General features: G+C 71.6%; 17 protein-coding genes. 8 read left to right on the top strand and 9 right to left on the bottom strand.

The genetic code is table 11. The features are described 5' to 3' along the window. Positions 1-69: 69 nt before the first annotated feature. From Prum_RS41600 to Prum_RS41590, 3 genes are all read right to left on the bottom strand, one after another. The gene (locus tag Prum_RS41600) at positions 70-702 is read right to left on the bottom strand and encodes a hypothetical protein (protein WP_173082645.1); all 633 of its coding nucleotides are present in this window, start codon (positions 700-702) and stop codon (positions 70-72) included. 74 nt (positions 703-776) lie between these two features. Beyond that, positions 777-2519, bottom strand: coding sequence for a ferritin-like domain-containing protein (locus Prum_RS41595; RefSeq protein ID WP_173082643.1), 1743 nt, complete (start codon positions 2517-2519; stop codon positions 777-779). Beyond that, on the bottom strand, positions 2516-3268 hold the full coding sequence (locus tag Prum_RS41590; protein ID WP_173082635.1) for a class I SAM-dependent methyltransferase: 753 nt from the start codon (positions 3266-3268) through the stop codon (positions 2516-2518). Before Prum_RS41590 ends, Prum_RS41595 begins: the two co-directional genes overlap by 4 nt. A 137-nt stretch (positions 3269-3405) precedes the next feature. Between Prum_RS41590 and Prum_RS41585 the strand changes: the two genes are divergently transcribed. Beyond that, positions 3406-4554 (top strand): low temperature requirement protein A, encoded by a 1149-nt coding sequence (locus tag Prum_RS41585; RefSeq protein WP_173082633.1) that lies wholly within the window; start codon positions 3406-3408, stop codon positions 4552-4554. 87 nt (positions 4555-4641) lie between these two features. Then, positions 4642-7398 (top strand): helix-turn-helix transcriptional regulator, encoded by a 2757-nt coding sequence (locus Prum_RS41580; RefSeq protein ID WP_173082631.1) that lies wholly within the window; start codon positions 4642-4644, stop codon positions 7396-7398. On the opposite strand, the gene Prum_RS41575 is transcribed toward Prum_RS41580, so the two are convergent. After that, positions 7395-7967, bottom strand: coding sequence for a hypothetical protein (locus Prum_RS41575; RefSeq protein WP_173082629.1), 573 nt, complete (start codon positions 7965-7967; stop codon positions 7395-7397). The genes Prum_RS41580 and Prum_RS41575 overlap by 4 nt on opposite strands. A 450-nt stretch (positions 7968-8417) precedes the next feature. Here Prum_RS41575 and Prum_RS41570 point away from each other — a divergent pair, with 450 nt between their 5' ends. The 3 genes from Prum_RS41570 to Prum_RS41560 are packed head-to-tail and all read left to right on the top strand — an operon-like array spanning position 8418 to position 14313. After that, positions 8418-10520 carry a hypothetical protein gene (locus Prum_RS41570; RefSeq protein WP_173082627.1) on the top strand — a complete coding sequence of 701 codons (2103 nt, stop codon included), beginning with the start codon at positions 8418-8420 and terminating at the stop codon, positions 10518-10520. A 17-nt stretch (positions 10521-10537) separates the two neighbouring features. Further along, positions 10538-11170, top strand: coding sequence for a hypothetical protein (locus Prum_RS41565; RefSeq protein WP_173082625.1), 633 nt, complete (start codon positions 10538-10540; stop codon positions 11168-11170). Then, entirely contained in the window at positions 11167-14313 is a 3147-nt protein-coding gene (locus Prum_RS41560) for a helicase HerA domain-containing protein (RefSeq protein ID WP_173082623.1), read from the top strand. The genes Prum_RS41565 and Prum_RS41560 overlap by 4 nt, the downstream gene beginning before the upstream one ends. Before the next feature lie 876 nt (positions 14314-15189). Here the strand turns inward: Prum_RS41560 and Prum_RS41555 are convergent. Together Prum_RS41555 and Prum_RS41550 are read right to left on the bottom strand one after the other, a co-directional pair. After that, a complete protein-coding gene (locus tag Prum_RS41555; protein ID WP_218577614.1) occupies positions 15190-17601 on the bottom strand; it encodes a glycoside hydrolase in 2412 nt (803 codons plus the stop codon). A gap of 99 nt (positions 17602-17700) precedes the next feature. Next, complete coding sequence (locus Prum_RS41550) at positions 17701-18141, bottom strand: Lrp/AsnC family transcriptional regulator (protein ID WP_218577832.1); 441 nt, start codon at positions 18139-18141, stop codon at positions 17701-17703. 146 nt (positions 18142-18287) lie between these two features. Here Prum_RS41550 and pdhA point away from each other — a divergent pair, with 146 nt between their 5' ends. The 3 genes from pdhA to Prum_RS41535 are packed head-to-tail and all read left to right on the top strand — an operon-like array spanning position 18288 to position 21543. After that, the gene (pdhA, locus tag Prum_RS41545; RefSeq protein ID WP_173082621.1) at positions 18288-19364 is read left to right on the top strand and encodes a pyruvate dehydrogenase (acetyl-transferring) E1 component subunit alpha; all 1077 of its coding nucleotides are present in this window, start codon (positions 18288-18290) and stop codon (positions 19362-19364) included. Continuing rightward, positions 19364-20380: an alpha-ketoacid dehydrogenase subunit beta gene (locus tag Prum_RS41540; RefSeq protein ID WP_173082619.1), complete on the top strand. Its 1017-nt coding sequence runs from the start codon at positions 19364-19366 to the stop codon at positions 20378-20380. The genes pdhA and Prum_RS41540 overlap by 1 nt, the downstream gene beginning before the upstream one ends. Further along, positions 20377-21543, top strand: coding sequence for a dihydrolipoamide acetyltransferase family protein (locus Prum_RS41535; RefSeq protein ID WP_173082618.1), 1167 nt, complete (start codon positions 20377-20379; stop codon positions 21541-21543). The genes Prum_RS41540 and Prum_RS41535 overlap by 4 nt, the downstream gene beginning before the upstream one ends. A gap of 375 nt (positions 21544-21918) precedes the next feature. On the opposite strand, the gene Prum_RS41530 is transcribed toward Prum_RS41535, so the two are convergent. Genes Prum_RS41530 through Prum_RS41520 form a run of 3 tightly spaced genes read right to left on the bottom strand, consistent with a single transcriptional unit; the run spans position 21919 to position 24187 of the window. Further along, positions 21919-22917 (bottom strand): ABC-2 membrane transporter-related protein, encoded by a 999-nt coding sequence (locus Prum_RS41530; protein WP_173082616.1) that lies wholly within the window; start codon positions 22915-22917, stop codon positions 21919-21921. Beyond that, entirely contained in the window at positions 22914-23801 is an 888-nt protein-coding gene (locus Prum_RS41525) for an ABC transporter ATP-binding protein (protein ID WP_173082614.1), read from the bottom strand. The genes Prum_RS41530 and Prum_RS41525 overlap by 4 nt, the downstream gene beginning before the upstream one ends. Continuing rightward, on the bottom strand, positions 23798-24187 hold the full coding sequence (locus Prum_RS41520) for a GntR family transcriptional regulator (protein ID WP_173082612.1): 390 nt from the start codon (positions 24185-24187) through the stop codon (positions 23798-23800). Before Prum_RS41520 ends, Prum_RS41525 begins: the two co-directional genes overlap by 4 nt. Positions 24188-24340: the final 153 nt, after the last annotated feature.

Below are 24340 nucleotides of genomic sequence, written 5' to 3'. Positions count from 1 at the left end.
CGGGATCTTGCGGGCGGAAATGCCCGACATAACCGGACGCAAGATCCCGGTTCGGCCCACCAAGTGAGATCAAACGCGCCGGTGACGGCCGACGGTGCTGGTCACTGTCTCGGTGCGGTGTCGGCGCAGCGCGATGAGCAGTGCGAGGCCGCTGAGGACCAGCATGCCACCGAGCGTGGCGACGGCGTCCGCGGTCAGCCCGGACCGCGACCGACCGGTCACCGGGAGGCCGCCTCCGCCGGCCGGGCAGGTCTGCGCCAGGTCGAAGGCGCCGTCCGTGCCCGTGATCTCCGCGGTCGCGCCGGTGAGGTTGAACGGATTGACCAGTTCGCCGCTCGCGGTCGCCCCCGCCGACGTCCTGATCCACGCCTTGTCGCCGACGATCGCGCGGTCGCCCGCCGCGCTGGTGGTGATGGTCTCCGTCACGGGGCCGCCCTCGGTGGCGAACGTCAGTGCCAATGACGCGAAGGTGCCCTGCTGCGGTGTACGTAACGCGAAGACCCAGACGTCGTCGCCCGCGAACGGGCCGCCGCCGAGCGCCGCATCGCACTTCTGGGTCGCGAACGCGGCCGCGGTCGTACCCGTGTCCGCCGGATCGATCGTGGCTGTCGCCGCGGCCGACGCCGGTGCGGCGAACCCTAGACTCATGATGGTGGCGACGGCGGCGGCGCCGCCAAACCGGGTGAAGGAACGAGTGTCCACAGCCTTCAGACAAGCACGACCGTCCCGTCCGAATAGCCAGAATCGCACTCTTCGCCCAGGACGAGGAATCTCGACTACCCTGGCGCGGCTTCGGCCCGAACCTCACCGGCGTGCTCGTCGCGGAAGTCAATCTCGCGGTGGGTTCCGTCGCAAAGGGGCTTGTTGGCGGAGTGGCCGCAGCGACACAGCGTCATCCTGTTCCGGGTCTGGAGTGGCTGACCGTCCGCCCGGACGACAGGCACGTCTCCGGTGACCCAAAGGGCGCTGGCCAGACCGTTCTCCTCCGCGAGGACCGAAACGGCCTGCGGCAGGTCGGCTTCGATTGGTTCGCCCCCGCGGTGCAGGGCGTAGCTGTACGACCCGGACGGGCAGTGGTCGATCCGCCCCATGATGTTGGAGCGGACATCGCTGTCGGCACTGTCCGCGAGCATCGCCGCGATCGGCCTGGTGCGGCCGAGACAGAACGCGGCGTGGATGCACAGCTCGCCCACCCGCTGGGCCGAGATGCCGACCCCGTCGTGGACGTGCTGCAATTCCTCGTACGACCTAACGTCCGCCGTCTCCGTGCCGTCGAACCCGATCACCGCGTGCGTACCGTCGCAGAACGGTTTCGAGCCGGAGCGGCCACAGCGACACAGCACATACGTGTCCCCGGTCGCGATGGCGTCACCGGTTTCCCACGTCAGCGCGGCGTTCTCCGCGGACACGATCTTGCGTTTGCGGCGCAGCGGAATCCGTCCGTGGACGACGTATGGCCCATCGGGGAGTACCACGATCCGGCGGCTCGCCGCCCGGGACTCCGGTGGTACGTACTCGAATGTCGGGCCGGCGGTTGTGCCCTCGCCATCGGACATCTCAAACAGGCCCTGCGCCTGGGCCTTGAGGGCGTACATGGTGCCGGTCGCGACGCCGAGCATCTCCGGGCTGCCGTTGAACGCCTGCTCCAACAACCGCAGCACGGCGCAGTAGGTGTGGTTGAAGTCTTCCTGGGCGGTCCGGATCGGACTACCTGGAGCGTGGTCGGCCAGACGCGGGTTGCGTCGCATCGAATAGACGCCGTCGAGGTCGACCGAGAGGGTCTCGCCGGTCGGCCCGGACTGCGGGGTGTCACCGCGCCGGTATCGCCGGCCCATCTTGAGCTCCTGGAACCGGTAGTAGTGCGCGACCTCGTCCCGGTCCGGATGGAAGATGTCCTGGTCGCCGTCCCAGACCTCGCCACGCGCTGTGCCTTCGCCCTGCTCGACGATCTCCTCCAGCGCGGCCAATGCCGAGTCGAGATCGGTGACCGCTGCCAGTCGCCCGCCGCTGTGCCGGAATGGGCCGGCGGTGACCTGGCGAGCCGGGTCACCGCTGAACACCTTCCGCTCGCCGAGTTCGACGCACAGGCGGCGCAGTCCGTCCTCAATCGCGCCGTAGAACTGCCCGATCGTGTCAAAGTTGTCGCCCTCGGCCGGAGCACCGGGCGGTGCCGGCCGTTCGAGGCGGAGGAACATCTCGAGTGCTTCGGCCCCGAACGGAACCAGTGACAGCTCCAGAGAGCGGTCGCCGTGGGGCAGGCGCCTGGGATAGCGCGGCAGCATCCGCGGCGTGTCCAGCCGAGGGTGCCCGCCGACGGCGTTGAGCAGGTTCGCGGTCAGCGCCAGGTGGATCATCTCTTCGACGAAGACGCTGCCCACCACCTGTACGGCTTCGGGGTTCCGCGATGGGTCAAGCGAGTAGAGCGCGCAGAGGTACGGCGGCAGAGTGGCGTGTTCCAATTCGATCGCCCATTGAAGGTGCTGGCGAAGACCGTCGAGCCGCGGTTCTGGATGATTCACGGGCGCCTCACATGAATGAGTTGCATCGAGACCTGCTCGGTGGCGAACAAGCGGCCGAAGCGCTCGCCTTGACGAACCGCCAACGCGTATGCACGGGCCGCGTGGTGCCTCGCGGCGACGGCCGCGCGGACCTGCTCGACCCGCCGCGACCAGGACAGCGGCGCACCACCGGGCCAGCTGGTCTGCTCGAGCAGCTTGAATCCCGTACGGGTCAGGAGCGCCCCGAGCTCCTCCTGGGTCGGGAAGTGGTTGCCCTCCGGAACCGGAAGGGTTTGCGGGCTTCGGGCAACGACCACCAGCAGGCCCAGCGAGGCACCGGGCATCAGCACCCGATGGATCTCCCGGAGCAGAGCGGCCTTGTCCTCGACGGTGCACAGCACACCCAGGCACCAGGCCACGTCCACCGACCCCGCCCGAAGTGGAATCCTGGCTCCGTCGGCGGTGATGACCGGAAGCCCGAAGAGCCGGGCGGCGGCCCTGCATGCGGTCTGCATCGGTTCCAACAGGACGGGACGGACCCCGAACCGCTCGGCTGCCCACGCGGCCGGACCGCCCGCGCCCGCACCGACATCCAGCAGCCTGCTCCCGGCGGACAGCTCGCACGCCTCGGCCAGCCAGGCCAAGGCCGACGGGTTCGAGCTGCCACGGCAGGCGGCCGGTATCGCGTACCGATCCCCGAGCTGCTCGACCGCGTCGGCGGTCCAGCCCGCGACGTCGTCGAACTCGGCAATCATCGCCGCTACAGCCACAGCAGAGCTCCTGTCTGATCCGGTCCGCAGCTAAGACCGAACAGCCCCGCCGCCTGTGACAGCCCGTCCAGGAGAGATCAGCCTGTCACAAACCGCCCGGTTGTCCGGTCCTACGCGGTGTGGAGCTACACGAGCGGATGACGGGGCGTGCCGTCGACGAGCCGCACCGGGCGTCGACACAACTGGAGCTGCTGTTCGACCTGACGTTCGTGGTGGCGATCGCGGCGGTCGTGCTGCAGCTCGGTCACGGGTTGGCCGAGGGGCACGCCGCAGCGGTCGTGGGGCCGTTCCTGCAGGTGTTCTTCGCCATCTGGTGGGCATGGATGAACTTCACCTGGTTCGCCTCGTCCTACGACACCGACGACGTGCCGTACCGGCTGCTCACCCTGCTGCAGATGGGCGGGGTGCTCGTCCTGGCCGCCGGCGTGCCGTCCGCGTCCGAGGACGGCGACTACCGGATGGTGACGTTCGGCTACCTGCTGATGCGGGCGGGGCTGGTCGTGCTGTGGCTGCGGGCGGCACGGGAGGATCCGGAGGGCCGCCGGACGGCCGTCCGGTACGCCGCGGGTATCGGCACGCTCGAACTCCTCTGGCTCGTCCGCCTGCTGCTGGATGAGCTCGGTGTGCTCACGGGCGCCGCGCTGACCGTGGGGTTCGCGGCCCTGGCCGTGGCCGAACTCAGCGTTCCCCCGTGGGCCGAGCGCAGCCGACCCACGAATTGGCATCCACACCACATCGCCGAGCGGTACGCGCTGTTCGCCATCATCCTGCTGGGGGAGAGTGTTCTGGCGGTGTCGACCGGGATCGCCGATGTCCTCACCTCCGGTCTGGACGGATCGTTGGTCGTCGTCGCCGGCTCCGGCCTGGTGCTGCTGTTCGCGCTGTGGTGGCTCTACGAGCTGGAGCCAAGCGCGGACGGACTGTCCACCCGTCGTGAGCGCTCGTACCTGTGGGGCTACGGCCACTACGGGGTCTTCGCCGCCCTCGCCGCGCTCGGGGCGGGCCTGGAGGTCGCTGTCCGGCAGACCGGGGCGCACCACACGCTGGGCACGCTCGCCACGGGCTACCTGGTCGCGGTCCCGACGGCGGCGTTCCTGGCGCTGCTGTGGGTGAGCCACGCGCCGATCGTGCCTCGCTCCACCGTACGGCCATCCGTCGCGCTCGGCGCCTCGGCCCTCGTGCTGCTGGCCCCGGTGGCCGGCGCCGGGGCCGGTGTGGGCGCGATCGTCGCCCTCGTCGCGCTGGTCGCCGCCGCGGCGGTCGCGGTGACCGTCGCACGCGGCTGACTGTACGGACCGCGGCCACGCGTTGCATCATGGGGGGCGACCCGAGTTGATCAGGGTCTGGCCCTTGACCTGCGCGGGTGGTGGTGGATGTCGAGCAGCGCTCCTCGGCGCGGGCTGCGTGGCAGGCGTAGTGAGTGCGAGGCGCTGGATCGGTTGGTCGCGGACGCCAAGGCCGGGCAGAGTCAGGCACTGGTGCTGCGCGGCGAGGCCGGGGTCGGCAAGTCCGCACTGGTCGAGCACCTGGTGGGCAACGCGGCCGGATGTCAGGTCCTGCGGGCCGCCGGCGTCGAGTCGGAGATGGAGCTGGCATTCGCCGGGCTGCACCAGCTGTGCGTGCCGGTCGTGGGACACCTCGACCGCCTTCCCGGCCCGCAGCGTGATGCGTTGTCCATCGCGTTCGGAATGAGAGCGGGAAACGCGCCGGACCGTTTCCTCGTCGGGTTGGCGGTGCTCAGCCTGCTGGCCGAGGTGGCCGAGCAGCGGCCGCTCGTCTGTGTGGTGGACGACACTCAGTGGCTCGATCGGGTCTCCGCGCAGACGCTGGCCTTCGTGGCGCGCCGGCTGCTTGTGGAGCCGGTGGCCTTGGTGTTCGCGGTGCGTGCACCGACGCAGGGTCCGGGCGATGACCGGTTGACGGGACTGCCGGAGCTCGAGATCCGGGGTTTGCGTGAGAGCGATGCGCGTGCGCTGCTGGACGCGGTGTTCCCCGGGCGGCTGGACGAGGGCGTCCGGGACCGGATCGTCGCCGAGACCCGCGGCAACCCCCTGGCCCTGCTGGAGCTGACACGAGGGTTGACGGCGGCGGAGCTGGCCGGCGGGTTCGGGCGTCCCGACGCGCAGCCGCTGGCGAGTCAGATCGAGCAGAGTTTCCTGCGGCGCGTCGGAGGGCTTCCGGCGCAGGCGCAGCGGCTGCTGCTGGCGGCGGCCGCCGAGCCGGTGGGCGACCCGTCGTTGCTCAGGCGGGCGGCCGAACGGCTCGATATCGGCGCCGACGCCGCGGCGGCGGCCGAGGCGGCAGGGCTGATCGAGTTCGGTGCGCGGGTGCGGTTCCGTCATCCGCTGGTGCGCTCGGCCGCCTATCGCGCGGCAGACCCCGCAGACCGCCGGGACGTGCACCGGGCATTGGCCGAGGCGACCGACCCCGACTCCGACCCGGATCGCCGGGCCTGGCACCGCGCCCACGCCGCGGTCGAACCCGACGAGGCCGTAGCCGGCGAACTGGAGCGCTCAGCCGACCGGGCCCAGGCCCGCGGCGGTATCGCGGCAGCCGCCGCGTTCCTGCGGCGGGCCACCGAGCTGACACCCGACCCGGCCAGACGCGGCGCCAGAGCGGTGGCCGCGGCGCGGGCCACCTTCGAGGCCGGGGCCCCCGACGAGGCGCTCGAGCTCCTGGCCGCCGCGCAGCTGGGCCCGACGGACGAGCTCCTGCGCGGGCGGCTGGCCCGGCTCCGCGGCCAGATCGTCTACGCGCGCCGGCGCGGCGGTGAGGCGCTGCCGTTGCTGCTCGACGCGGCCAACCAATTGAAACGCGTCGATGACCGGCAGGCGCGGGAGGCGTACCTCGAAGCGGTCGGAGCGGCGGTCTTCGCCGGCCACCTCAACGGAGGTATCGGAGTGCGGGAGGCGGCCGAGGCCGCCCGCGCCGCACCGCGGGGACCGCAACCGCCACGGCAGGTCGACGTACTTCTCGACGGCCTGGCGACGCAGTTCGTCGAGGGCTACGTGCCGGCCGCGCCGCTGTTGAAGCGCGCTCTGCATGCGTTCCGGCGGGACGCCGAACGCAACGACGGCGACATCATGCGCTGGCTCTGGCTGACGTGGATGGTCGCCGGCGACCTGTGGGACGACGAGGCGTGGCACGAACTGACCACGCACGCGGTCCGGGCCGCCCGGCAGGCCGGCGCGCTCAACTTCCTTCCCCTGGCCCTGACCTACCGCGCCTCCGTGCACGTGCACGCCGGCGAGTTCGACCTGGCCTCGGCGCTGATCGAGGAGTCCGACGCGATCACGGAGGTGACCGGCAACTCGCCCCTCGGATATGCCTCGCTGGTGCTCGTCGCCTGGCGTGGCGAGGATGCCCAGGCAGCGGCGCTGATCCAGGCCCAAGGCCAATGGGCGACCACCTGGGGTGAAGGGCGGGCGGTCGGTTTGGGCCACTACCTGACCGCGGTGCTGTACAACGGCCTCGGTCAGTACCAGGCCGCCCTGGCCAGCGCGGAGCGGGCGGGCGAGCACGACGATCTGGCGGTCGTCGGTTTCGCCCTCGTCGAGCTCGTCGAGGCGGGCGCCCGCGCCGATGCCCCCGACGCGGCCGCGGCCGCCCTGCGACGACTCGAGGAGCGAGCGGGCGCCAGCGGCACGGACTGGGCCCTCGGCGTGCTGGCCCGGTCGAAGGCGCTGCTCAGCGACGGCCACGCCGCTGACCTGCTGTACCGCGAAGCCATCGAGCGGCTCCAGCGCAGCCGGATCGCCGTTGACCTCGCGCGCACCCACCTGGTGTACGGCGAGTGGCTGCGCCGCGAGAACCGGCGCCGCGACGCGCGCGAGCACCTGCGCACCGCATACGAGATGTTGCGGGGTTTCGGCGCTCAAGCCTTCGCCGAGCGCGCCCGCCGCGAACTGCTGGCCACCGGCGAGACGGTCCGCCAACGTGCGGTCGACGTACGGGAGGCCCTCACCGCGCAGGAAGCCCAGATCGCCCAGCTCGCCGCCGGTGGGAAGACGAACTCCGAGATCGGCGCCGAGCTGTTCATCAGCCCCCGCACGGTGGAATGGCACCTGCGCAAGGTGTTCACCAAACTCGACGTCAACTCGCGGAACAAGCTCCGCGGAGTGCTGGCCTAGGGCCTGCCCTGAAGCGCCAAGCTGTGTACGTCGGCGCTCGGCAGCCACAGCCACGCGTCCGCCGCGTACTCCTTCTCGACGGCCACGACCCGGCGGCACCACCCGGGCCGTACCGACGACCGTCCACTGCGGACCCAGTCGCGGTGCACGCCGTCCGCGAAGATGACCGCGAGGTCGGCCTCGCCGGCCAGGTCGAGTGCCTGTCGCAGCGGCGGCGCGCTGACCAGCCGGCTGACCCCGATCACCGCCTGCCCGGCGAACCCGTTGCGCGACAGGTCGACCGGACCGTCGTCGAACGCCAGGCGCAGCCGCAGCCGGGCGGCCGGCTCGCACACCCGGTTGTACCGCCACAGCGCGGCCGACAGCTCCAGGCAGAAGTCGCCGACGACCCGGGCCAGGGGCTCGTCGGCCGGGATCAGCGCCAGTTCCTCGTCGCCGATCGGCTGCCGGATCCAGCGGCGGCGGTCCAGGCCGGCCCGCTCCCCCGCACGATCCAACAGGTCGATGAGGTCGCGCTGGACAATCGCCTGCCGGATGTCGTCGTGGCGGCCATATCCCTGAACGTCCACGGAAAGGCAGAGATAACGTGCGACGCCGTTCCGCCGGCCGATTCGGGGCCATTTTCGCGCGGTGGTCATGAGCATGTGCCGCATCGGGACTCCTCGGTGTCTTATCGCTTCGGGTCCCGGCCGGGGCTCCCTTGGTTGACGGTGAACAGTGCAGCAGCCGAAGCGGCCGTCCGGCCACGGAGCCGGACGGGCCCGGAGGTTCCCGGATGCGACGGACGGACCCAATAACGCGGAATGCGTGGCCCGAATGGACGATCGGCATCCAAACAGGACCGATGGTGTTCCGGATTGTCGATCAGTAGCCTGGCCGACGAGTCCGTTGGCGCACCCGCGAAACGCCGGCGGTTGGGGGTGAGCACGCTGACGCCCGAATCCGATTCCGACCCATCCCGAGCGCGCACGAGGGGCGAACTTGGCGCGGCGCTCAGGGCCCTCTGTCACCACAAGGGGATGTCGCTCGGCGAGATCGAGCAGCAAACCAAAGGCTGGGAGAAGCCCCTACGGCCACTCAAGAGTTCCACCCTGAGCAACGCGTTCACCGGCAAGACGCTGATCAGCCAGGAATTCCTGGTGGGCCTGCTCACCCTCTTCGAGGCACCGGAGAGCGTCCGGCGGCTGTGGCTGCACGCTCAGGCGCGCATCAAGGACGCGGAGCACGGCACCACCGTGCACCGCGTGATCAGCGTCAACCGCTTCGACACGGCGTCCCCGCGCGACCTCGGCATCCACAGCGCGATCATCACGCCGGACACGACCGACGAACTCCCGGCGTACATCGAGCGGGACTTCGACTTCCGGCTGCGGGCCGCGCTGACGAACGAGGGACCGACCCGCGGCTGCTTCGTGATCCTGGTCGGCGGTTCGTCGACCGGCAAGACCCGCTCGCTGTACGAGGCGATCCACGAGGTGGCGCCCAACTGGCACCTGGTCCAGCCGGCGGAGACCGAGGAGTTGCTGGAGCTGAAGGACCATCCGCCCAGCCAGACCGTCTTCTGGCTGGACGAGCTGCAGCGCTACCTGGGCAGCCGCCCACCGCTGTCGCTGGAGTGCGTCCGCGCGTTGACCCGGAAGCCGAACATCGTGGTCGGCACGCTGTGGCCCGACCAGTACGACGCGCGGGTCATCCCCCGGCAGTCCAACACCGGCACGGACGAGGCCGACGACGTCCGCCGCCTGCTGCGCAGCGCGATCGTGATCAGCGTCGAGGAGGACCTCACTCCGGACGAGCTCGAACGCGCCCACGGCCTCGCGGAGCGGGATACCCGGATCCGGATCGCGCTGCGGACGCGCGACGCGGGCCTGACCCAGGTGCTGGCCGGTGGTCCCGCCCTGGTGCTCCGCTGGGAGCAGGCGCCCGACCCGTACGCCAAGGCGATGATCACCGCCGCCGCCGACGCGCACCGCCTCGGCGTGCAGTCGCCGCTGAGCGAGAGCCTGCTGGCCGGCGCCACATTCGGGTACCTCCGGAACGCCCTGCGGGTGACGCCGCCGGACGTGTGGCTGGCCGAGGCACTCCCGCACGCCACCCGGCCGCTGCACGGCAACGTGTCGGCGCTGTCGCCGGTCGACGGCGGGCGACCCGGCACCCTCGCCGGCTACACCATCGCCGACTACCTGGCCCAGCACCTGCGACGGCACCGCCGTGTCGAGTGCGTCCCGCACGAAGCCTGGCGGGCCCTCGTCGCCGGGCTCGACCGCTCGGCGGACCTGCGCCGGATCGCCGACAGCGCCGCCGCCAGGCTGCGGTACGCCTACACCGAACAGGCCCTCGAACGGCTCGTCGACGAATTCGGCGACGGCGCCGCCGCGATCGAGCTCACCCACCTGCTGATCCGTCAGGACCGGTTCCAGCAGGCGGTCATGGTGTTGCGCCGGCGGCTGGAGGTCGAACCCCGGGACCGCGCCGCCGGCCGCCGCCTCGCCCGCGTCCAGGAGCTCTGGCAGCGGGTGGAGGAGATCCGGCCGGCCGCGCACGCAGGCGACCCGGCGGCGCGCGAGCGGCTCACCGAGATCCTCGCCGACGGGGGCGTCTGCGACGACCTGCGGACCCGGGCCAAGACCGGCGACGCGCTCGCCGCCGAGGAGCTGGTCGAGCGGCTCGTCGACCGCGGCCGCCTGCGGGAGCTGCGGCAACGCGCCGACGGTGGCCACCTGTACGCGGCGGAGGCCCTCGCCGACCTGTACGTCGCCTGGGGCGACGTGGACCTCCTGCAGGCCCGCGCGCGAGCGGGCGACCCGGCCGCGGAGCTGCGCCTGTCGAAGGTGCACGAGGAGGGTGTCCGCACGGCGGGCGCCGAGTCGGAGGCGGCCGACCTCCGGGCCGCCGCCGGCGGGGATCCGGAGGCCGCGCGGAGACTGTGCGCGCTGCTGTTCGAGCTGCGCGACCGGGCCGGACTGCGCGCCGAGTTGGAGGCCGGCACGTACGGCGCGGCCGACCGGCTCATCGCCCTGTACACGGCCGAGGAGACAGTGCCGGCCGAGCAACTGGCCAACCTACGCGCCTTCGGACTGACCGCCGACGGCGCGCCGATCACACCCACCCCCAGCCCATGACCTCCGGAGGACCACAGATGGCCGACGACCTGACCCACACGGACTACGCGTTCCTGATCCTGCTGAAGATCGAGGGCAGGGAGGTCGACAACACCGAGCTGTTCAACGCCCACGGCGTCCGGCTGTACAAGGACGACACCATGCGCCTCAACGGGCTGGGCTACCTGGAGTCGAACACGCGAGTCCGGCCCTACCGGCACAAGTTGACGCCGACGGCCAAGAAGCTGCTGGGCGACCCGTTGACGGTCACCGAGGACGGGGCCGACGTCAAGAAGAGCAAGAGCAAGAACGGCAGCAAGGAGCAGCAGCTGTGGGCGGCGCTGTCGGCCCTGCACGCGTACCACCTGGGCCGGCCTCGCGCGCCGGAGCCGGTGCACGGCGGTCTGGGCGATCTGGGCGAGCGGATCCGGTCCGCCTACGCCGGCCTGGCCACCGAACCCGGTGCGTGGGTGAGCCTGACCCGGCTGCGTCCCCTGTTCGGCGACGTGTCGAGGGCCGAGCTGGACAAGGCGCTGGAGCGGCTGCTCGACGCCCCGGACGTCGACCTCGAGCCCGAACCCAACCAGAAGACGCTGAAGGTGGAGGATCGGCGGGCGGCAGTGGAGATCGGCGGCGAGCACCGGCACGTACTGGCGATCGGCATGCGATGACCGAAGACGAACGCGCCGCGCTCGCCGCGCTGCGGCTCACCTGGGCGCCGGTGCCGGACGACGTCTGGCGGCCCTCGCCGCTGCACGTCGACGGCCTGCACACCGACGTCATACACGAACTGCAGGCCGGCATCGCCGACGCGACGGCCAGTCCCGGTCCCAGTCCGATCAGCCTGGCGCTGCTGGGCCGGCGCGGCTCGGGCAAGACCCACCTGCTCGGCTGGCTGCGGCAGCGCGTACAGGAGCAGGGCGGCTACTTCTTCCTCGTCAGCCTGCTGGACGAGCAGACGTTCTGGCCCAGCGTGCTGGCATACATGCGCGACAGCCTGGCCCGGCCGGTGGTGGGCCGGGAGACCCAGTTGCGGCTGCTGCTGCGCCGGCTGTCGTCGCGCATCGGCGCGCCCCGGGCGGCCCGCCGGGCGGTGATGGGCGAGACCGCGCTGACCCGGCCGGCCCTGGACGCCTTCGTCGACGGGCTGAAGGACTACGACCCGTACGTCGCGGACCTGAGCCGGGACACCGCGCGGGCGCTGGCGCTGAGCGCCTCGGACCGGTCCGAGCACCGCGACGTCGCCGACAACTACTTCATCTCGGACGAGGAGTCGATCCCCGGCGAGCGCACGGACTGGGGCATCCGCCGCAAGCCGCACACCGCGGAGGACATCGTCCGCGACCTGTCGTTGCTGCTGGCGCTGACCGGCCCGTCGGTGATCGCGGTGGACCAGATCGACACGCTGGTCGCCCAGTCCACGCTGAGCGCCGACCTGACGCTCAACGCGGACACGCGGGCCGAGCAGCGGCAGGCGTTGGCCCTGGAGAACGTCGCGAGCGGGCTGCTGCGGCTACGGGAACGCACGCGCCGCACCCTGACCGTGGTCGCTTGCCTGCCCACGACCTGGACGCTCATCGAGACCCGGGCGACCAACACGGCGGCCGACCGGTTCCGCCGATCGCCGGTGCTCAAGGGCATCCTGGACGCCCGGCTCGCGCAGGAGATCGTCGAGCGGCGGTTCGGCGCCCGGTACGGCGACATCGGCTTCACCCCCGCCTACAAGACGTGGCCGGTGCGCGGGTCCGCGTTCGCGGAGGCCGGCAACTACACGCCGCGCCGGCTGCTCATCGAGATCGACCGGCACGTCCGGGCCTGCCTCAAGGCCGGCGAGGTGCGCGAGCTGACGAGCCTGGCCAGCGCGCCGGACGACGACGAGGAGCCCGGCAGCCCGGCACCGGCGCCGGAGGCCCCCGAGGACATCCTGGCCCAGATCGACGCGCGGTTCGAGGAGCTCAAGCGGGACGCCGACATCACCTCCCCGCTCGAAGGCGACACCGAGGACGTGACGTTTCCGGCCCTGCTCACCGCGGGGCTGACCGCGTGGATCCTGGAACGCGGGGAGGGCGCCGAGGCGTTCACGCTGGACCCGCCGCCCAGCGACAAGCCGGACCTGCACGCCCGGCTGCGCCGCACCCTGGACGAGAACACCGAAGACCAGGTGCACTGGTGTTTCCGGGCGGTCAGCGACACCCACCACGCGGTGGCCGCGCTGAACCGGATCCGCCGCGCGCGGATGGCCGCCGGGCTGACCGCCGAGGTCGCCAAGCGCAAGCTGTTCCTGATCCGCAACGGCCCCTGGTCATCCGGGGTCAAGACCCAGCAAGCGGTCAAGGAGTTCCACCACGACGGCGGCCAGACCCTCGCCGTCGACGGCGCGGATCTGCGGGTGCTCGCCGCCCTGCACGGGCTGCGCGACGAGCACCCGACGGTGCTACAGGCGTGGCTGGTCAAGCGCCGGCCGGCGGCGCAGCTGACGCTGTTCAAGGAGGCGCTGGCGGACGCCGACGACTGGACGCGGGCAGGCCCGCCGCCGGTCGCGCCGGCGCGCGACGCCGGGCCGGGCGCGGGCACCGGCCACGAGCTCGTGATCGGGTACGGGCCGGAGGACGACGCACCCCTGCGGATGCCGTTGGAGGCGTTGCGCAAGCACCTGGCCATCTTCGCCGGGTCGGGTTCCGGAAAGACGGTGCTCATCCGCCACGTCATCGAGGAGTGCGCGCTGCTGGGTGTGTCCGCGATCGTCCTGGACCCCAACAACGACCTGGCCCGGCTCGGCGACCCATGGCCCGAACGGCCGCCGCAGTGGCGGACCGGCGCCGCCGAGCGCGCGGCCGAGTACCTCGCCAACACCGAGGTGGTGATCTGGACTCCGCGCCGCGAGTCGGGCCGCCCGCTGAGCTTCCAGCCGCTCCCGGACTTCGCCGGCGTCCGCGACGATCCGGACGAGTTCGGCGAGGCGGTCGAGGCGGCCGTGGCGGCCCTGGCGCCGCGCGCCAAGCTCGTCGGCCGCACCAACAAGGTCCACCTGGGCCTGGCGGTGCTGCGCCGCGCGGTGGACCACTACGCGCGGCAGGGTGGGCGCGACGTCCCCGGGCTCATCCACCTGCTCGACGACCTCCCCGACGGGGTCAGCGGCCTGGACGGCGCGGACAAGATCGCCGCCGGTCTGGCGCAGACGCTCACCGCCTCCATGGACAACGACCCGCTCTTCGGCGGCACCGGCACCCCCGTCGACCCCGGCATTCTGCTGACTCCGGCACCGGGCAAGCGCGCCCGGGTCTCGGTGATCAGCCTGATCGGCCTACCGGCCGAGGAGGCCCGGCAGAGCTTCGTCAACCAACTCCAGATGGCCCTGTTCGCCTGGATCAAGAAGCACCCCGCCGCGCACCGGCCGCTGCTCGGGCTGTTCGTGATGGACGAGGCGCAGACCCTGGCGCCCTCGGGTGCGATGACGGTGTGCACCCAGAGCACCCTGGCGCTCGCCTCCCAGGCCCGCAAGTACGGCCTCGGCCTGATCTTCGCCACCCAGGCGCCGAAGGGACTGCACAACCGCGTATCGGGCAACGCCACGACCCAATGCTTCGGGCTGCTGAACGCGCCGGTGCAGATCGACCATGCCCGGGACATGGCCAAGATGAAAGGTGGAGACGTACCGGATCTGGCCCGGCTCACCTCGGGCGAGTTCTACGTCGCGGTGGAGGGTGAGCCACCGCAGAAGGTGAGCGCGCCGCTATGCCTCACTTACCATCCGCGGGCTCCGCTCACCACCGACGAAGTCATGGCCCGGGCCCGGCAAGACGGACCTGCGTGATCGCGGACGGTGCCGGCTGGCGGCACGACGTCCGCAACCACGCTCGCCAAGAATCCCACTCTCAGGAACCTGGCGAGTCGTCCACCGCCAGAATATGCGACGTTCAGGCCGCGACGACCACCCGGTACGTGCGGGTCTGTGTGCCGTCTTCGCTGGTCGAGGTCACCACCCAGGTGGTCTCCCGGGCCGACGACGCGGCCCGCTCCACCCGGACGGTGGCGTACGGGTCGGCGGCGGTCGCGGTGACCACGCTGCGCGCGGGCTTGGCCACGGTGACCCGGTAATCGGGCCGGTCTGGGTCGAAGTCCGCGACCGGTACGCCATCCACCGCGATCGACGACAGGGTGGCGTCCGACGAGACGCCCGGCGACTTGGTGTACACCTCGATCTCGCCGACCGTCAGGTAGCCGCCGGGCCGGGGCGTGAAGACCACGCACACGGCGTCGGTGGTGGTGGCCGCCACCGGCACGTCGACCACGGGCGAGCCCGCGGTGCCCACGGCCACCTCGCCGCTCGCGTCGGCGCACGTGCCGCCGGCGCCGCGCACCTGGACGCGCACGCTCTGCGCCAGGCCGCCGCCGCCCGAGCTGTCCCGGTAGAAGTACGTCGCCACCCGTACCACGTCGACCGCGCGGGGCAGCGTGACGGTGATGGTCTCGGACGGGTTCTGGGTGCCGGGCCGCCAGTTCGACCAGGCTTTCTCCGCGGTGACCCCGTTGCGCAGCCCGGCCGTCGAGTAGCCGTTCTCGGTGTACGTCGCGGTGACCGAGGCGCCGTCCGCCAGCGCGGCGTTGGCCTGCGCCGCCTCCGTGACCTGCACCCGCACGGTCGCCGGCAGGGTGGTGCCGTCCAGCACCCGGGCCACGCCGGTCAGCGTCACCACGCCGGTGCGGTCGAAGGCGCCGGCCGGCGCCGGGTCCCAGGTGACCGGCAGGGTGGCCGTACCGCCGTTCGCGCCGAGGCCGACCACAGTGGACGGCAGGACCGGGTTGCCGCCGGCGTACGCCTTGGCCCGTCCCGGCTCGGTGGCTGTGAAGACGTCCACGGTGACCTTCGCGGTGGCCTTGACCCGCCGGCCGAGCACATCGGTCGCCGTGCCGCGGACGGTGACCACATCGGGGTACGCCAGGCCGCGGCCGGCGGTGTCTGCCAGGTGACCGGCAGGGCGCGCCGGGCGCCGCTGGCGAGGACCGCGGTCACGGTGTCCGGCAGCGTGGGCGTACGGCCGGGGACGGTGTAGAGCTGTGCGGTCTCGGTGCTGGCGACGTTCTCATCCAGCACGGTCCAGCGCTGGTTGCCGGCCCCGTTGGGCAGCCAGATCGACACCGGGCTGCCGTCCGCGGTGGCCGCGCCGCCCACGTCGAGCAGCCGCTTCGCCGCGACGTTGATGAACGTGTACGTGCCGTCGCCGGTGGTGGACAGGATCCACTGTGCACCGTCGTCGGGCGTGGTCGCGCCGTCCTCCAGGACGGTGGCTCCGTCGCGCACGGCCAACCGCGTGCCGCCGCCGGCGTTCACGATGGTGTAGCGGTCCCGGTTGGTCACGCCGTGGCGCACCTTGCGGACGTACCAGAGCTGGTCGGCGCGGCCCGTGTCGTTGGTGCGCAGCACCGTGGCCGCGCCATCCGCGGACGGTGCGAGCGACCGTCCACTCTGTACGCCCTGCAGCCGGTACGCGTGGCCGGCCTGGATGTGCTGCCCGTCGGCGGCCACCGAGGAGACGCCGCTGATCAGGAACGTGGTGACCGACTCGCCCGACACGGTGAGCGTCGCGGACCGGCCGGACACGCGGACCGGGGTGCCACGCACGAGCTTGCCGGCGGCGCTGGTCACGACCGGGGTGACGGTGGCGTTGGCGCTCACGTTGGAGAACCGGGACAGGTCCAGCGTCACCGCGCGCGGGTCGGGGTCGGCGTTGGCGTGCACCACGACCGCGCCGCGACTGGACTTCTTGACGGCCGCCACGCTGGCCGGGTCGTCCACTTTGACCAGCCGGTCGCCGGGGCGGATGTAGTGGGTGAAGTTGCGGATCGTGTCGAACTTGGTGTTCGTCCTGATAGGACACGTCTCCAGCGTGTCGGTGGCCGTGCAGGTGAACGGGACGTGGATGCTGCCCCACTGCAGGTTGCCCTCGGCCTGCATGTTCTCGCCGTCCTCGATGGGCTGCCACAGCACCCACGCCGACGGCTCCAGCTCGCGCAGGTCGTCGATGATGCGGCGAGCCATGCCCAGGCCCGAGTCCATGCTGGTGAAGTCCCGGCCCCAGCTGCCCTCGACCTCGCTCATCCACAGCTTGCGGCCCTCGGCCTTGGCCACGTCGCGGGCCGCGGTGCGCTGCCCGGTGCCGTACGTGTGCACGTTGAGCTGGCTCACCGCCGCCTGCGCATCGGCCGGGTAGCCGTACCAGTCCTGCAGGAACAGGCCCGGGTTGGTCTCGTCCGGCGCGGAGATCACCGCGTCGGTGCTGGCCGTCGCGAGCTGGCGCTGCAACGCCAGCACCACCTGCGCCTGCGACGCGGGACCGGCGTGCGCGCCCTCCTGGCGTCCGCCGGTCGGCTGGCCGTCCGCCCCGAGGGTGGTGCCCCAGTACGGCGTGTTCGGCTCGTTCAGCGGGTCGATGCTGTCGAATCGGATGCCGTACGTGCGCTCCAGGTGCTCGACGACCCGCACCAGGTAGGTGGCGAAGTCGTCCACTGTGTCCGGTCGAATCTGGTCGGTGCTGGAGTTGAAGCCGCCGGAGACGTACCCGCTGACGGTCTGGAACCACGGCGGCGAGTTGCTGAACGCCTCCCACGTGTCGACCTTGTCCTTGATCTGGTCGAGCCACCAGCGCTGGTTGGCGTCGGCGTCCCAGTTCCAGTGGTCCGGGTTGTCCGGGTCCCACCAGTCCTTGTCGGTCGGCCCGTACGGCTGCGGCGCGTTCCAGTACCCGGGCACGGCGCCGCCGCGGCGCAGGTAGTCGCGCACGGTCGGGGCGTTGCCGCCGCCGATGTTGTACCGGGCGATGTTGAGGCGCAGCCCGTCCTCACCGAAGAGCAGGTCGACGAGCTTGTTGCGGACCTCGTCCGGGTAGCCGCCGGTGGCGTTCGCGAACCAGACCAGGCTGGTGCCCCAGCCCTCGAACGCCGGCTGCTGGTACGACGGGTCGATCCGGACGACGACCCCGGTCGCGGCGGCCGCGGGCTCGGCTGCCGCCGGCACCGCCGCGGCGCTCGTGGTCAGTCCGGCGCCGAGCGTCGCCGCCACCGCCGCGCTGGCCAACCTGGTCACGCTACGCTGAGCCGTCATCGCACACCTTCTGATAAGGGTTAACGAAACCGTGAGGTAATCAGCCAAGCTACGGCAGCGACGACCGCCGCACAAGGCATCGATCAACGCTCCAACCCCTCAGACCAGGGAACGCCGGCCGGCCAGCTCCTCGAACACCAGCCAGGTGCGGGTCGAGCGCACCCCCGGCACCGCGTGCACCCCGGCGATCACCACGTCGCGCAGGGTCGCGTTGTCCGGCGTCCGGACCAGCATCATGATGTCGACGTCCCCGCCGACCAGCGCCATGTGCTGCACGTACGGCACGTCGCGCAACTGGTCAGAGATGGTGCGCCAGGCGTTCTGGTCGATGTTGAGCAGCACGTACGCCGTGGTGCCGAGCCCGGCCCGCGCCGGGTCGAGCCGAGCGGTGAACCCGGTGATCACCCCGTCGGCGGCCAGCCGCTCCAGCCGGGCGTACGCGTTGGTGCGGGAGACCCGGATCCGCTCGGCGAGCGTGCGCACGGACATCCGGCCGTCCGCCGCCAGCTCGCGCAGGATCGCCCAGTCGACGTCGTCCAGGGACGGTGCCGAACGTCCCGCCGGACCGCCCGGCAACGCGGGTGCGCTTGACAGATGGTCCACCGCTGCCCCCTATACAGATCCGATCGTCCTCACTTTACCGGCGCTGTTGAGCCATCTGGCCGCAGGCCGCACCATCTGGTGGCATGGCACTGCTCCTCCCCTCGGCCGAGCCGGTCCGGTACCTCACCGACACCGGCACGCCGGTGACCGACCCGCCGGCGTACCCGGTGCCGGACCTGGACCTGCTGGTGACCGCGTACCGCAAGATGGTCGTCGGCCGCCGGTTCGACACCCAGGCCACGGCGCTGACCAAGCAGGGCCGGCTCGCCGTGTACCCGTCCAGCCACGGCCAGGAGGCGTGCCAGGTCGGCGCGGTCCTCGCGGTCGGCGCCGGCGACTGGCTCTTCCCGACGTACCGCGAGTCGGTGGCGCTGGTGACCCGCGGCGTCGACCCGGTCGAGGTGCTCTCGCTGCTGCGCGGAGACGCCCACTGCGGCTACGATCCGCGCGCGCACCACGTCGCTCCACAGTGCACACCGCTGGCCACGCAGACCCTGCACGCCACCGGCCTGGCGTACGCGGAGCGCCGCAAGGGCTCCGGCGCGATCGCGCTGGCCTTCATCGGCGACGGCGCGACCAGCGAGGGCGACTTCCACGAGGCGCTGAACTTCGCGGCCGTGTTCCGGGCGCCGGTCGTCTTCCTGGTGCAGAACAACCGGTACGCGATCTCCGTGCCGCTGGAGCGGCAGAGCGCCGCGCCGTCGCTGGCCGCCAAGGGCATCGGGTACGGCGTACCGGCCGAGCAGGTCGACGGCAACGACCCGGTGGCCGTGCTGGCGGTGCTGACCGCGGCGGTGGCGCACGCCCGCTCGGGCGCCGGACCGTTCCTGGTCGAGGCGCACACATACCGGATGGACGCGCACACCAACGCCGACGACGCGACCCGCTACCGCGCCGCGGCCGAGGTCGACGAGTGGCGGCGCCGCGACCCCGTCGCCCGGCTGGAGGCGTACCTGCGCGGGCGCGGCGCGCTCACCGACGCGGACGCCTCGGAGATCGCCGCCGAGGCCGAGGAGTACGCCGCCGCCCTGCGCGCCCGCATGAACGCCGACCCCGACCTGACCCCGACCGACCTGTTCGACCACGTGTACGCCGAGCCGACCCCGCAACTGCGCGAACAGCGGGCGACACTGCTGGCAGAACTGGTGGAGGCGCCCTGATGGCACCCACGACGATGGCCCAGGCGCTCAACACGGCGCTGCGCGACGCCCTGCACGAGGACGACCGGGTGCTCGTGTTCGGCGAGGACGTCGGCGCCCTCGGCGGCGTCTTCCGGATCACCGACGGGCTCACCGACAAGTTCGGCGACGAGCGGTGCTTCGACACCCCGCTGGCCGAGGCCGGCATCGTGGGCTTCGCCGTCGGCCTGGCGATGGGCGGGTTCCGGCCGGTCGTCGAGATGCAGTTCGACGCGTTCGCCTACCCCGCCTTCGAGCAGATCGCCTCGCACGTGGCCAAGCTGCGCAACCGCACCCGCGGGCGGCTGAGCCTGCCGCTGGTCATCCGCATCCCGTACGCCGGCGGGATCGGCGGCGTCGAGCACCACTGCGACTCCAGCGAGGCGTACTACGCGCACACGCCGGGGTTGAAGGTAGCCACCCCGGCGACGGTGGCCGACGCGTACTCGATGCTGCGCGAGGCTATCGCGGACCCCGACCCGGTGGTGTTCCTGGAGCCGAAGAAGCTGTACTGGTCGAAGTCCGATGTGGACCTTCCACTGCGGACGGAGCCGTTCGGGCGGGCCGCGGTCCGGCGGGAAGGCCGGGACGCGACGGTCGTGGCGTACGGGCCGGCGGTGCCGGTCGCGCTCGCCGCCGCGGACGCCGCAGCCGGCGAGGGCTGGGATCTGGAGGTCGTCGACCTGCGCACCATCGTGCCGTTCGACGACGAGACGGTGACCGCGTCGGTGCGCCGCACCGGCCGCTGTGTGGTGGTGCAGGAGGCGCCCGGCTTCGCCGGGGTCGGCGCCGAGGTGGCCGCCCGCGTGCAGGAGCGCTGCTTCCACAGCCTGCACGCGCCGGTGCTGCGGGTCAGCGGCTTCGACGTGCCGTACCCGCCGCCGATGCTGGAGCACCACCACCTGCCGGGCGTCGACCGGGTGCTCGACGCGCTCGACCGACTGCAGCGCGACGACGAACCCGATCCGCGGTTCCTGGCCGTGGGCGGGCCGGCATGAGCACCGTCTTCCGCCTGCCCGACCTCGGCGAGGGCCTCACCGAGGCGGAAGTGCTCGACTGGCGGGTCGCCGTCGGCGACCACGTCGCGATCGACCAGATCGTCGTCGAGGTGGAGACCGCCAAGGCGGCCGTCGAGGTGCCGATCCCCGTCGCCGGCACAGTCGTCGAGCTGTACGCCCCGGCCGGCGCGACGGTCGCGGTCGGCGCACCGCTGATCGCCGTCGCCGCCGCGCCGGACGCGGAGGCCGGCTCCGGCAATGTCCTCATTGGATACGGCACCGGTGCCCTCGCGGGCCCGTCACGGCGACGCCGCCGTCCCACCCCGGTGGCCGCACCCCGGGTCATCTCCCCCGTCGTACGGCGGCTCGCCAAGACGCACGGCGTGGACCTCGCCACGCTGACCCCGAGCGGGCGGGGCGGGATCATCGTACGGCGCGACGTCGAAGCCGCCATCCCCTCTACTGTGGACAGTGTTGGTACCCGGATCCCGCTACGCGGCGTGCGCCGCGCCATCGCCGACAAGCTCGTGCGCAGCCGTACCGAGATCCCCGACGCCACCACCTGGGTGGACGTCGACGCCACCGCGCTGCTGGAGTTGCGCGCCGAACTGAACCGCGACGCCACCGAGCCGATCGGGCTGCTGGCCCTGCTGGCCCGGATCTGCGTCGCCGGCCTGCAACGCTTCCCGCAGCTCAACGCGTACGTGGACACCGCCCGCGAGGAGATCGTCCAGCTCCCGCACGTGCACCTCGGCTTCGCCGCGCAGACCGACCGCGGCCTGGTCGTACCCGTGGTGCACGACGCCCACCGGCGCACCCTCGCCGACCTGGCCCAGGCGCTGCGCGAGCGCACCGAGGCGGCCCGCGCCGGCACCCTCGCCCCGTCGCACCTCACCGGCGGCACCTTCACCCTCAACAACTACGGCGTGTTCGGCGTCGACGGCTCGACACCGATCATCAACCACCCGGAGGCCGCCCTGCTCGGCGTCGGGCGGGTGCTGCCGCGCCCCTGGGTCGTCGACGGCCAGCTCGCCGTGCGCAGCGTCGCGCAGCTGTCCCTGGCGTTCGACCACCGGGTCTGCGACGGCGGCGTGGCGGGCGGCTTCCTGCGCTTCGTCGCCGACTGCGTCGAGCGCCCCCAGCGACTCCTCCTGCACCTCTAGGGCGTCTCGCGGCGAGGGTGAGGAAAATCAAAAGATGTTGAGCTGCCGCGACGCCCGTCGCGGTCCAAGCCGTCGCTCCCGCGGCCTCGCCCTCCGCGTCCCACGATCCGCCGGCCCGCAGGGCCGGCAACCACGGCGGGCAGGCCGAGAGGTGGAGTGCCACCGCGAACAAGCTTCGCTCTGTCGATTGTGGACCGCGCAGGGCGAGGCCGCGGGAGCAGCGGTCCCGACCACGACGGACGTCGCGGTAGCCCAAGCCTGTCCCTTGGCAGTTAGATCTAGACGAGAAATGGTTCGGAGCTAACCATTTCTCGTCTAGATCCAGTCTAGATGAAGCCGCCGACCGCCAGTCCCACCACGACCGGCTGACCGGGTTTAGACGATCCGGTGGCGGATCCACCAGAAGCAGAACGCGCCGAGCAGTGCGGCCAGTCCGATGAAGACTCCGGCCTCCGCCCACTGCATCGGCCAGAAGTGGCTGTCGGGGTGGTAGAGAAGGTCCTGCCGCAGGCCGAGCGATCCGAGCCACTCGTTGCACTGGGTCATGGTGGCGTTCGGGCCGCAGGTCGTGAGGTCGACGGGACCGCTGAATGTGCTCCCGTCGCTCGTGATCGTGCGATTGCTGACGACCCAGCCGCCGTCGAGCCCTCTGCCGACGACGTCGATCGTGCCGGTGTCAGGGCTGATGGAGACCCCCTGGAGGTTCTGAGCTGTTAGCGCGAGCGTTTCGTGCTCGGCCGGGACCAGATGCGCCCGCACCCACAGCGGCATGGCCACCAGCGCCGCCACGTAGATCGCCAGCGTGGCCGCGATCGCCGGAACGACCCGGCGCAGGAGCATCCCGGTCGTGACGCCGAGCAGGAAGGCGAAGAGCGCGTACGCGACGGGCACGATCCCTCGCGACCCGTACAGCAGCGGAAGCATCCGGTCCTGGGAGGCGCTGTCGACGCGTTGCGACCAGACGGTCACCGCCAAGGCGAGCAGGCCGGTGCTCGTCGCCGCGATCGCGCCACCCGCCACGAGCTTGACCGCGAGCCAGCGGGTTCGGGTCACCGACTGATTCCACGCCAGACGATGGGTGCCGGCCTCGAGTTCCCGGGCGATCAGCGGAGCGCCCCAGAAGATTCCGAGCAGTACCGGCAGTAGATACGCGGCGCCCAGCGCGGCGACGTACGTCGGGAACGCGGCACTGCTGCGGAACCGGGAGAGGAAGACTTCGACGACGCCGTCGCAGTCGCCGCTACAGGCCGCGACCTCGGCGTACAAGTCGGTGATGGTGCGCGCGGTGATCAGGAGCAGGACGCCGAACGCCACGAGCGTCGCCGCCGCGATCACCGTCTGGGAGCGGAACTGACGCCAGGTGAACCAGATCATCGGGTGGGCTCCAATACCGGCCGGGACGACGTGGCCTGCGACATGTACGCCAGCACCAGGTCTTCGAGGGTGAGCTGTTCGACGGTGAACGGCGTTCCGTCGAGCGGAACGTCGGCGCGGACGATGAGCGTGGACTGCCGTTCGACGTGGCTCTCCTCGATGACCTCCACGCCGTCGGGCAGGTCGTCGACGTCCCGCCGGGCGCCGGTGAGCCGGAAGTGGCCCTCCAGCAGGTCGTCGACGTCACCGGCGACCCGTACCCGGGAAGCGACCAGCACGATGAGGTAGTCGCAGACGCGTTCCAGGTCGGACACCAGGTGGGAGGAGAGGATCACGCTGGCGTGGTGCTCGGCCGTGAAGCTCATCAGTCCTTTGAGGAATTCCCGGCGGGCCATCGGGTCCAGGCTGGCCACCGGCTCGTCGAGGATGAGCAGCTCCGGCCGTTTCGCGATGGCCAGCGTGAGCGCGAGCTGGGCGCGCTGGCCGCCTGAGAGCCGGCCGGCCTTCTGCCGCAGGTCCAGGCCGAACTGGGCGATCCGCTCCTCGGCCGCCGGCTGGTCCCACCGTGGATTGGCGGAGGCGCCGAACCTGAGGTGATCGGCGATCGACATGCCCGCGTACGTCGGCGTGTCCTGCGCGACGAACCCGACCTTGGCCAGCTGGGCCGCGCCGGACGCCGGTCGGCCGCCGAGGACCTCGATCGAGCCCGCCGTCGGGGTCAACATGCCGGCCGCCAGCTGCAGCAGCGTCGTCTTGCCCGCGCCGTTCGGGCCGACCAGCCCGACGACCCGGCCGGACGGGATGTCGAGGGTGCAGTCGGACAGTGCGGGATACCGCCCGTAACGCTTGGTAAGACCCACGGCCCTGAGCGCGGGTTTGGTCATGTGGACTCCTCGATGGGGGTGCGGACGGTGGTCGCGATGAGCGCGTCGATGCTTTCGTCGTCCAGCCCGGCGGCGCGCGCCTTGTCCAGCCAGGTGCGCAGCTCCTCGCGCAGCGACTCGTGCGCGGCGAGCGACTGATCGGTCAGGGTGCGGGTCACGAACGTGCCCACTCCCGGCCGGGCGGAGACCAATCCCTGGTACTCGAGCTCTCGATACGCCTTGAAGACCGTGTTCGGGTTGATCGCCACCTTGGCGACCACGTCCTTGACGGTCGGCAGGCGGTCCCCCTCGACCAGCAGCCCCAGCCGCAGCGCCTGCCGCACCTGCTGGATCAGCTGCATGTAGGGAGCGACGCCGGAGCGGCCGTCGAGATGGAACTCAATCACGGTGACGTCTCGTTTCACTAGATGCCTAGCACTATAGGGAAGGGGCCCGGGTACCTGTCAAGAAACCCGCCCGGTCACATCATTTCGGCCACAGTCATTGATCAATTTATCTACGGTTTTCGATACTGTGTGACGATCGGCCCGTTCGGGCAG

It is taken from the genome of Phytohabitans rumicis (assembly GCF_011764445.1).
Lineage (GTDB): Bacteria > Actinomycetota > Actinomycetes > Mycobacteriales > Micromonosporaceae > Phytohabitans > Phytohabitans rumicis.
The sequence above is the reverse complement of the archived record's forward strand: the minus strand, read 5'-3'. Positions and strand labels throughout refer to the sequence as shown.

Bases quoted from the DNA above. Each gene is read 5' to 3' on its own strand.
- Prum_RS41560 (WP_173082623.1), top strand. From the start codon at position 11,167: ATGACCGAAGACGAACGCGCCGCGCTCGCCGCGCTGCGGCTCACCTGG.
- pdhA (WP_173082621.1), top strand. From the start codon at position 18,288: ATGGCACTGCTCCTCCCCTCGGCCGAGCCGGTCCGGTACCTCACCGAC.
- Prum_RS41525 (WP_173082614.1), bottom strand. From the start codon at position 23,801: ATGACCAAACCCGCGCTCAGGGCCGTGGGTCTTACCAAGCGTTACGGG.
- Prum_RS41565 (WP_173082625.1), top strand. From the start codon at position 10,538: ATGGCCGACGACCTGACCCACACGGACTACGCGTTCCTGATCCTGCTG.
- Prum_RS41540 (WP_173082619.1), top strand. From the start codon at position 19,364: ATGGCACCCACGACGATGGCCCAGGCGCTCAACACGGCGCTGCGCGAC.
- Prum_RS41570 (WP_173082627.1), top strand. From the start codon at position 8,418: ATGTCGCTCGGCGAGATCGAGCAGCAAACCAAAGGCTGGGAGAAGCCC.
- Prum_RS41580 (WP_173082631.1), top strand. From the start codon at position 4,642: ATGTCGAGCAGCGCTCCTCGGCGCGGGCTGCGTGGCAGGCGTAGTGAG.
- Prum_RS41585 (WP_173082633.1), top strand. From the start codon at position 3,406: ATGACGGGGCGTGCCGTCGACGAGCCGCACCGGGCGTCGACACAACTG.
- Prum_RS41535 (WP_173082618.1), top strand. From the start codon at position 20,377: ATGAGCACCGTCTTCCGCCTGCCCGACCTCGGCGAGGGCCTCACCGAG.
- Prum_RS41530 (WP_173082616.1), bottom strand. From the start codon at position 22,917: ATGATCTGGTTCACCTGGCGTCAGTTCCGCTCCCAGACGGTGATCGCG.
- Prum_RS41555 (WP_218577614.1), bottom strand. From the start codon at position 17,601: ATGACGGCTCAGCGTAGCGTGACCAGGTTGGCCAGCGCGGCGGTGGCG.